6 protein-coding genes are annotated in these 6,955 nt (G+C 40.9%); 4 read left to right on the forward strand and 2 right to left on the reverse strand.

From position 1 onward, the window contains the following. Window position 1 precedes the first annotated feature (1 nt). Together AC1DS7_RS23190 and AC1DS7_RS23195 are read left to right on the forward strand one after the other, a co-directional pair. Window positions 2-1,861, forward strand: coding sequence for a PTS fructose transporter subunit IIABC (locus AC1DS7_RS23190; RefSeq protein ID WP_002190435.1), 1,860 nt, complete (start codon window positions 2-4; stop codon window positions 1,859-1,861). Window positions 1,862-2,209: 348 nt separating this feature from the next. Beyond that, window positions 2,210-3,175, forward strand: coding sequence for a 3D domain-containing protein (locus AC1DS7_RS23195; RefSeq protein ID WP_215586748.1), 966 nt, complete (start codon window positions 2,210-2,212; stop codon window positions 3,173-3,175). A 62-nt stretch (window positions 3,176-3,237) separates the two neighbouring features. Here the strand turns inward: AC1DS7_RS23195 and AC1DS7_RS23200 are convergent, their stop codons facing one another. Further along, entirely contained in the window at window positions 3,238-3,483 is a 246-nt protein-coding gene (locus AC1DS7_RS23200) for a hypothetical protein (RefSeq protein ID WP_002014695.1), read from the reverse strand. A gap of 180 nt (window positions 3,484-3,663) precedes the next feature. On the opposite strand from AC1DS7_RS23200, the gene miaA reads away from it, so the two are divergent. Beyond that, window positions 3,664-4,617: a tRNA (adenosine(37)-N6)-dimethylallyltransferase MiaA gene (miaA, locus tag AC1DS7_RS23205; protein WP_002142786.1), complete on the forward strand. Its 954-nt coding sequence runs from the start codon at window positions 3,664-3,666 to the stop codon at window positions 4,615-4,617. A 21-nt stretch (window positions 4,618-4,638) separates the two neighbouring features. Beyond that, window positions 4,639-4,863, forward strand: coding sequence for an RNA chaperone Hfq (gene hfq / locus AC1DS7_RS23210; protein ID WP_000813896.1), 225 nt, complete (start codon window positions 4,639-4,641; stop codon window positions 4,861-4,863). A gap of 80 nt (window positions 4,864-4,943) precedes the next feature. Here hfq and AC1DS7_RS23215 read toward each other — a convergent pair. Beyond that, the coding region (locus tag AC1DS7_RS23215) for a Gly-Xaa-Xaa repeat protein (protein WP_476999238.1) at window positions 4,944-6,955 on the reverse strand (2,012 nt) is incomplete at its 5' end.

Genomic DNA, 6,955 nt, shown 5'->3' on the forward strand with positions numbered 1-6,955 from the left:
TATGAAAATTACAGAACTATTAAAAAGGGATACAGTTATTATGAACTTGACAGCTTCAAATAAAGAAGCTGTCATAGATGAATTAGTTGAGAAATTAGACGGAGCAAATCGTTTAAATAGTAAAGCTGAATTTAAAGAAGCTATTTTAAAGCGGGAGTCACAAAGTACAACTGGCATAGGGGAAGGGATTGCTATACCTCATGCGAAGACGAATGCCGTTAAACAACCATCGATTTGTTTTGGTAGAAGTGTAAGCGGTATCAACTATGAGTCGCTTGATGGACAGCCTGCACATCTGTTTTTTATGATTGCTGCGAGTGAAGGGGCGAATAATACTCATTTAGAAACGTTATCTCGTCTCTCTACGTTATTGATGGATGAAGGGTTCCGCAAGCAATTATTAGAAGCAAAGGATGAGGATGAGCTTCTCCGTTTATTTGATGAAAAAGAGAATGAAAAAGAAGACGAAGAAGTTGAAGTAGCAAAGCCGGAAGGGAATGAGCCATACGTATTAGCTGTTACAGCTTGTCCGACTGGTATCGCTCACACATATATGGCTGCGGATAGTTTGAAAGCAAAAGCAGCAGAGTTAGGAATAGCGATTAAAGTTGAAACGAATGGATCAACAGGTGTTAAAAACGATTTAACGAAAGAGGACATTGAACGCGCAACGGCTATTATTGTAGCTGCAGATAAACAAGTAGAAATGAATCGTTTTGCTGGGAAGCATGTCATTCAAGTACCAGTCGCCGATGGGATTAGAAAAACTGAAATCCTTCTTAATCGAGCTATAAAACAAGATGCACCAATCTTTAAAGGGGTAAAAGAGGATGGGAAGGCAGAAAATGTAGAGAAAGAAAAAGGGCTAGGAATTTATAAGCATTTAATGAGCGGTGTAAGTAATATGCTTCCGTTCGTTGTTGGTGGTGGAATTTTAATTGCACTAGCGTTTTCGTTTGGTGGTATAAAAGCGGAAGGTCCTTTAGCTGAATTGTTCATGTCTATTGGGGGAGGAAAAACAGGTGCGTTTTTATTCCTTGTACCAATCTTAGCTGGATTTATTGCGAGTTCTATTGCTGATCGTCCTGGTTTTATGCCTGGTGTTGTAGGTGGGTTTTTAGCAGCACAAGCGAATGCGGGATTTTTAGGTGGATTAATTGCTGGTTTCTTAGCTGGATATGTTGTTTTAGGATTGAAAAGATTATTTTCAGGATTACCAGTACAGTTAGAAGGAATTAAACCTGTTTTGTTATATCCAGTCTTTGGATTGTTGATTACAGGAGTTGTTATGCAAAAAGTAGTAAATCCGCCTGTAGTAGCATTAAATGAAATGTTAACAGGATGGTTAAATGGTTTGAACGGTACGAATGCTATATTATTAGGTCTTATTTTAGGCGGTATGATGGCAATTGATATGGGTGGTCCAATTAATAAAGCGGCATTTACATTTGGTATTGCTGCAATAGAAGCGCAGAATTTTGGAGTGCACTCAGCAGTTATGGCTGGTGGTATGGTACCGCCACTTGCGATTGCATTCGCAACCACATTCTTTAAAACAAAATTTACAGAAGCAGAACGTAAATCTGGTTTAACAAATTATATTATGGGAGCATCGTTTATTACAGAAGGTGCGATTCCATTTGCAGCTGCCGATCCGGTTCGAGTAATAGTAAGTTGTGTTGTTGGTTCAAGTATCGCGGGTGCCTTATCTATGTTATTCCAAATTACATTGCCGGCACCGCATGGTGGATTGTTTGTTATCGCATTAGTGAATAAACCGTTGCTATATATTGTTTCTATATTAATTGGGACGATTGTTTCAGCTATTATGATAGGTGTTTGGAAGAAGAAAGTTAAATAAAAGATAAAAAGGGACAGCTAATAGGAGTTGTTCCTTTTTCGTTACAAAAAGTAATTTAATAATTGGATTATGATGGATTTTGGTAAAAGATGTAATGAAAAGTGATTTTTTTGTAACAAAAAAGTAATACTGTAATTTTTTCTGGAAAAAAATTCTTATACTAATTTGTGAGAAATATATGAAAACTAGTGCTGATTTTGGTAGAAATACAATTCTTTAATATGGAAATTTATGTTACAAATCATTAATCGTTTATTACGAATGCTTTGTAATTGTGTGATTTTCGAAATTCTTCAAAAAACTGTTGCTATAATGAGAACACGAAAACAAAGCAAATGGAGGCTATTCATGAAAAAATTATTAGGTATAGCAACAGCAGCAGTTTTTGGTCTTGGGATTTTTGCAGGTTCTGCTAAAGCGGAAACGATTGTAACAACAGATGTATTAAACGTTAGAGAAAACCCAACTGTAGAATCAAAACTTGTAGGTAAAATGTTAAGTGGAAATAAATTAGATGTTATAAATACAGAAAACGGATGGTCCAAAATTAAATTAGATGGTAAAGAAGCTTTTGTAAGTGCTGAATTTACGAAAAGTTCTTATTATGTAACAGCAAACGTATTAAACATTCGTGCTGGAGCGAATACTGATTCAGAAATTCTTGGCACGCTTAAAAAAGATGACTTGATTGAAACGACAAATCAAGTACAAAACGAATGGTTACAATTCGAATATGGCGGGAAAGCGGCGTATGTTCACATACCATTTTTAACAGGTACAGCACCTGTTATTGAAAGAAAAGAAGTTCCAGCTCAAGATGAAGCGCCAACTAAGGTGAAAACGGCGGTTAAAAATGATACATCAGTTAAGGAGAAAGCGCCGGCTAAAAATGATACGGCAGTTAATGGAAAAGAATCAGTTAAAAGTGGAGCATCAAGTAAACCAGTAGCGGAAGCGAAGCCGGCAACTAAGCCAGTGGTAAAATCTACTGAAACAAGTGAACCTGCTGGTCGTGAAATAACAGTAGAAGCGACAGCTTACACAGCTCACCCGAGTGAAAATGGCACATATGGTGGTCGTGTGTTAACTGCGATGGGGCATGATTTAACAGCGAATCCAAATATGAAAGTTATTGCTGTTGATCCGAAAGTAATTCCTCTCGGATCAAAAGTGTGGGTGGAAGGATATGGAGAAGCAATTGCTGGAGATACTGGTGGCGCGATTAAAGGAAACCGTATTGATGTTTTAGTTGGTTCAGATAGCACTGCTGATAGTTGGGGTCGTAAATCCGTTAAAGTGAAAGTTATAAAATAATTTATTAAAATAAAAAACGGCTGCTTGAAAATGTCTAAGCGGCCGCTTTTTTTATATAAGAATTATTGAAAAGGGTAAATTGTTTTACCTGTAATAATTTTATACGCGGTGCAAAATTGAGTTTGCATATACTCTGTATTTTTATTTTCTGGATGTAACGTTGTTTCTTGAAGAGTAGAATGAAAGGAACGTAGTAAACAATTTAGTGCGAAGTATAATTCTTCTTGTGAACAATTTTGTTCTTTTGTAGCAGTAGCTAAAATAAGGTCTTTTATTAATAATGGAAAATCGATAGTCGCTTGTTTCATAGTCATTGCACCCTCTCCGAGTTATTTTTTATCATGTATATGCAGAATTGGACAAGCTATGCTCTTTTTTTGTGTAATTTCATGTACTGGATTCAAAGAACTTGCAATCATGCCGTTAAAATTGGTAAGATTGGGTATAATCAATAGATGGAGTATATTATATAAAGAGAGTTGAATGATATGGGAGAAGTGCAACGTGAAAAAGTTGCTGTCATCATTGGGCCAACTGCTGTCGGAAAGACGAAATTAAGTATCGATCTTGCAAAAGCGTTGAATGGTGAGATTATTAGTGGTGATTCCATGCAAATTTATCGTACGATGGATATCGGGACTGCAAAGGTGACGACAGATGAGATGGACGGAATTCCACATTATATGATTGATATAAAAGATCCGGAAGATTCATTTTCTGTGGCGGAATTTCAAGAAAGTGTCCGTAAGTGCATTCGAGAAATTACAGAGCGCGGGAAATTACCAATTATTGTTGGTGGAACCGGTCTCTATATACAATCTGTTCTATTCGATTACCAGTTTACAGATGAGGCTGGGGACGCTACATACCGAGAACAGATGGAAAAGTTAGCATTAGAACACGGTGTGGAATATGTACATAAAAAGTTGCAAGAAGTAGATCCAGAAAGTGCGGAGCGTATTCATGCCAATAATGTAAGGCGTGTTATTCGGGCGTTAGAAATTTTTCACACGACGGGTGAAAAAATGAGTAACCAGCTCGAAAAACAAGAAAATGAGTTACTGTACGATGTTTCATTAATTGGCTTGACAATGGATCGAGAAATGCTATACGATCGCATTAACTTACGTGTTAACCTAATGATTGAACAAGGTTTATTAGAAGAAGTAAAAGGTTTACATGAAAGAGGAGTGCGAGATTGTCAATCTATTCAAGCGATTGGTTATAAAGAGATATATGATTATTTTGAGAATCGTGTATCTTTAGAAGAAGCGGTATCACAATTAAAGACGAATTCACGCCGTTATGCAAAACGTCAATTAACGTGGTTCCGTAATAAGATGGATGTCGCGTGGTTCGATGTTACTGATGGTGAAAAAACGTCAGAAATTTTACGATACATAGAAGGAAAGCTACAACTAAAGTCGAATAATAGTAAGTAGAGAAAAAGAGGAGGATTCGACATGAAGCAATCAATCAATATTCAAGATCAGTTTTTAAATCAACTCCGTAAAGAGAATACGTTCGTTACGCTGTACTTATTAAATGGTTTCCAGCTTCGTGGATTAATTAAAGGATTTGATAATTTTACAGTCCTGCTGGAAACAGAAGGTAAGCAACAGCTTATTTATAAACATGCAATTTCTACATTTGTACCACAAAAAAATGTTTCAATTGAATTAGAGTAGTAATGAATTATTGTACATAACAAAAAAAGAGCGAGTTTCTCGCTCTTTTTTTATTTGTCATAAACAATAAATAGTGAAATTTAAGCGATTCTAAATACAGTAAGACGAATGTTAGTGTTTCCTGTTGCAGGGATCGTAATCTCGTTAAGAGTAGATTGGACAGAAATGTTTGCTCCAGCAGCTAATGTTTCGATTGTAGTAAATGAAAGTGAGTCGCCTATTAGATTTGAAGAGAAGTTGTCAGTAGCAACTGCTCCATTAATTGAAATTCCTACTCCAAGTGGAGCGCATCCTGGCGCAGTTGTAGAAATAGATACGCTAATTACATAAATACCAGCGTTAATAACAGTAACTGTATTTGTGCCGTTAAAGATAATATTGTTTACGTTAATTGCAGTACTAAAAATAAAGTTATTAAATTGGAGTACTGTTTGTTGGATGTTGTTTGTTACAACGATTGTTGCTACTGGGAAGCTAGGTCCAGTAGGTCCGGTAACTCCTATACCAGTCGCACCCGTTGGTCCTTGAACACCTTGAGGTCCGGTAGCACCCGTGTTACCTTGCGCGCCTTGAGGTCCGGTAGCACCCGTGTTACCTTGCGCACCTTGAGGTCCAGTAGCACCCGTGTTACCTTGAACACCTTGAGGTCCAGTAGCACCCGTGTTACCTTGAACGCCTTGAGGTCCAGTGGCACCTGTATTACCTTGAGCGCCTTGAGGTCCAGTAGCACCTGTGTTACCTTGCGCACCTTGAGGTCCAGTAGGTCCAGGAGGCCCGCCAGAAGGTCCAGTAGGTCCGGTAACTCCTATACCAGTAGCACCTGTGTTACCTTGAACACCTTGAGGTCCGGTAGCACCCGTGTTACCTTGAATACCTTGAGGTCCGGTAGCACCCGTGTTACCTTGAACGCCTTGAGGTCCGGTAGCACCTGTGTTACCTTGAGCACCTTGAGGTCCGGTAGCACCCGTGTTACCTTGAGCGCCTTGAGGTCCAGTAGCACCTGTGTTACCTTGCGCACCTTGAGGTCCAGTAGCACCCGTGTTACCTTGAATACCTTGAGGTCCAGTAGCACCTGTGTTACCTTGCGCACCTTGAGGTCCAGTGGCACCCGTGTTACCTTGAACGCCTTGAGGTCCGGTAGCACCCGTGTTACCTTGAACACCTTGAGGTCCAGTAGCACCCGTGTTACCTTGAGGTCCAGTAGGTCCAGGAGGCCCACCAGAAGGTCCAGTAGGTCCGGTAACTCCTATACCAGTGGCACCCGTGTTACCTTGCGCACCTTGAGGTCCGGTAGCACCCGTGTTACCTTGAGCGCCTTGAGGTCCAGTGGCACCCGTGTTACCTTGCGCACCTTGAGGTCCAGTAGCACCTGTGTTACCTTGAACGCCTTGAGGTCCAGTAGCACCCGTGTTACCTTGCGCACCTTGAGGTCCAGTAGCACCTGTGTTACCTTGAACGCCTTGAGGTCCAGTGGAACCAGTGGCACCTGTGTTACCTTGAGCGCCTTGAGGTCCAGTAGCACCTGTGTTACCTTGAACGCCTTGAGGTCCAGTGGAACCAGTGGCACCTGTGTTACCTTGAACGCCTTGAGGTCCAGTAGCACCTGTGTTACCTTGAGCGCCTTGAGGTCCAGTAGCACCTGTGTTACCTTGAACGCCTTGAGGTCCAGTAGCACCTGTGTTACCTTGAACGCCTTGAGGTCCAGTAGCACCTGTGTTACCTTGAACGCCTTGAGGTCCAGTAGCACCTGTGTTACCTTGAGCGCCTTGAGGTCCGGTAGCACCTGTGTTACCTTGMGCACCTTGAGGTCCGGTAGCACCCGTGTTACCCTGAATACCTTGAGGTCCAGTGGAACCAGTGGAACCAGTGGCACCTGTGTTACCTTGAGCGCCTTGAGGTCCGGTCGCACCCGTGTTACCTTGAGCGCCTTGAGGTCCAGTAGCACCCGTGTTACCTTGCGCACCTTGAGGTCCAGTAGCACCTGTGTTACCTTGAACGCCTTGAGGTCCAGTGGAACCAGTGGCACCTGTGTTACCTTGAGCGCCTTGAGGTCCAGTAGCACCTGTGTTACCTTGAACGCCTTGAGGTCCAG

Source organism: Bacillus sp. P4_E1, from assembly GCF_056401715.1.

Bases quoted from the DNA above. Each gene is read 5' to 3' on its own strand.
- AC1DS7_RS23190 (WP_002190435.1), top strand. From the start codon at position 2: ATGAAAATTACAGAACTATTAAAAAGGGATACAGTTATTATGAACTTG.
- AC1DS7_RS23200 (WP_002014695.1), bottom strand. From the start codon at position 3,483: ATGAAACAAGCGACTATCGATTTTCCATTATTAATAAAAGACCTTATT.
- miaA (WP_002142786.1), top strand. From the start codon at position 3,664: ATGGGAGAAGTGCAACGTGAAAAAGTTGCTGTCATCATTGGGCCAACT.
- hfq (WP_000813896.1), top strand. From the start codon at position 4,639: ATGAAGCAATCAATCAATATTCAAGATCAGTTTTTAAATCAACTCCGT.
- AC1DS7_RS23195 (WP_215586748.1), top strand. From the start codon at position 2,210: ATGAAAAAATTATTAGGTATAGCAACAGCAGCAGTTTTTGGTCTTGGG.